Origin of the sequence: Micropruina sp., from assembly GCF_027492755.1 — a bacterium.
GTDB lineage: Bacteria > Actinomycetota > Actinomycetes > Propionibacteriales > Propionibacteriaceae > Micropruina.
Genome location: NZ_JAPUED010000242.1, coordinates 2712 through 4912, shown reverse-complemented (window position 1 = coordinate 4912; position 2201 = coordinate 2712). Strand labels below are relative to the sequence as shown.

1 protein-coding gene and 1 pseudogene are annotated in these 2201 nt (G+C 67.8%); both read left to right on the top strand.

The window, feature by feature from the left end; translation table 11 throughout:
- Positions 1 to 10: 10 nt before the first annotated feature.
- Positions 11 to 727: pseudogene (locus Q0066_RS16550) on the top strand (amino acid ABC transporter ATP-binding protein); the annotation flags it as partial.
- 233 nt (positions 728 to 960) lie between these two features.
- Complete coding sequence (locus Q0066_RS16545; RefSeq protein WP_298135001.1) at positions 961 to 2112, top strand: glycosyltransferase; 1152 nt, start codon at positions 961 to 963, stop codon at positions 2110 to 2112.
- Positions 2113 to 2201: the final 89 nt, after the last annotated feature.

Below are 2201 nucleotides of genomic sequence, written 5' to 3'. Positions count from 1 at the left end.
CGACGACGAGATCCAGATCTACGACCTGCACAAGAGCTTCGGCCAGATCGAGGTGCTCAAGGGCATCTCCACGGTCATCCACCGCGGCGAAGTGGTCTGCGTGATCGGGCCGTCCGGCTCGGGCAAGTCGACGCTGCTGCGCTGCGTGAACCTGCTCGAGCAACCCACCGCCGGACGGGTGTTCATCCTCAACGAGGAGATCACCGATCTGGACGCCGATGTCGACGCCCTGCGCACCCGGATGGGCATGGTCTTCCAGCAGTTCAACCTCTTCCCGCACCTGACGGCGCTGGAGAACTGTACGATCGCGCCGATCAGCGTGCTCAAGGTCGATAAGGCCGAGGCCGAGCGGACCGCGCGGGACAACCTCACCAAGGTCGGCCTCGGAGATCGCGGCGACGCGTATCCGGCGCAGCTGTCCGGCGGCCAACAGCAGCGGGTGGCGATCGCCCGGGCGCTGTCGATGAATCCCGAGCTGATGTTGTTCGACGAACCGACGTCGGCGCTCGACCCTGAGTTAGTCGGCGATGTGCTGTCGGTGATGCGCGATCTGGCCAAGTCCGGCATGACGATGATGGTGGTCACCCACGAGATGGCCTTCGCCCGCGAGGTGGCCGACCGGGTGATCTTCATGGACGGCGGCGTGATCGTCGAAGAGGGGCCACCCGACGAGGTGATCGGCGACCCGCAGCACGAGCGGACCCGCACCTTCCTGCGCCGAGTGCTCGACCCGACCCATGTCGACGCCGGTTCCGAGGATCAGGCATACGCCCAACGGCATCGGGCGGACGAGTCCACCCAGGGCATGGTTCCGCCGGGCGCCGGCTCCCACGGCGGGTCCAGCCTCGGCGGGGGAGCCTGAGCCCTAAGCCCGGATCCGGGCTAAGCGCGTCCTTCGAACGTGGCGGCGTTCTCGGCGGTATCGTGCGAGTGCGACACATCGCCACCACGAGGAGGGCCATGGCGGGCGTACCGGCCGCACGCAAGCGAGTGCTGTTCCTGTTCTCCGACACCGGTGGCGGGCACCGCTCGGCGACTCTTGCGCTGATCGAGGCACTCGGTCTGGAGTACCCGGGCGTCTTCGACTGCAAGATGGTGGACGTCTTCCGCGACTATCTTCCGGCGCCGCTGCGGTACGCGCCCGAGATGTATCCGCCGATGACGAAATTTCCCGAGACCTGGGCGATCTCGTACAAGGCGACGGACGGCAAACGCCGTTCGCGGGCGGTCATCCGGGCGCTGTTCCCCTATGTGGCGCGGGCGATCCGGCGGCTCTACCGCGAGAACCCGGCCGACATCATCGTGTCGGTGCATCCGCTGGTGAACACCGGGGTGCTGCGCACCATGAAGTCGAACCCGACCCCGTTCATCACGGTGGTCACCGACATGGTCACCACCCACGCGTTCTGGTTCGACCGGCGCGCCGACCTGGTGGTGGTGCCCACCAAGGAGGCCCGCGAGGTGGCCGTCGAGTACGGCATTCCCGAGGGCAACGTCCGGGTGGTCGGGTTGCCGGTGGCCGAACGCTTCCGGGTGCCGCCCGCCGATCCGATGGCCTTCCGCGACGAGCAGGGCTGGCGCCGTGACCTGCCGGTGATCCTGGTGGTCGGCGGTGGCGACGGCATGGGTCCGATGGAAGCCGTGGTGAAGTCGATCAACGAGGCCCGGCTGAAGGCCACCGTGGTCGCGATCTGTGGCCGCAACGAGTCGCTACAGCACCGGCTGAAGAGCCTGTCCTGGAACATGCCGCACCACATCTACGGCTTCACCACCCAGATGCCGGAGTTCATGGCGGCTGCCGACATGCTGGTCACCAAGGCCGGTCCGGGCACCATCAGCGAGGGCTTCATCGCGGGCCTGCCGCTGGTGCTGTACTCCCGGCTGCCCGGCCAGGAGGACGGCAACGTCGCCTACGTGGTGAAGAAGAAGGCCGGGGTCTGGGCGCCGCGTCCGCATCAGGTGGTGGACGCCGTTCGGCGCTGGGTCGAGGACCCGGACGCACTGGCAGCGGCGGCCAAGGCGAGCAGCAAGGTCGCCAAGCCGGACGCGGCCCGGCAGATCGCCCAGATCATCGCCGACCGCGCCGGCGTCTATTCAGCGCCGCTCGGTTAGTAGTCCTCGTCATCCCCGGCGAACGCCGGGATCTCCGGACGGATCTGAGCTCGGGCTGAGTCTCAGGCGAGATCCCGGATCAAGTCCGG

What these genes read in the sequence shown, in the direction of transcription:
- Q0066_RS16545 (WP_298135001.1), top strand. Translation starts at nt 961, where the DNA reads ATGGCGGGCGTACCGGCCGCACGCAAGCGAGTGCTGTTCCTGTTCTCC.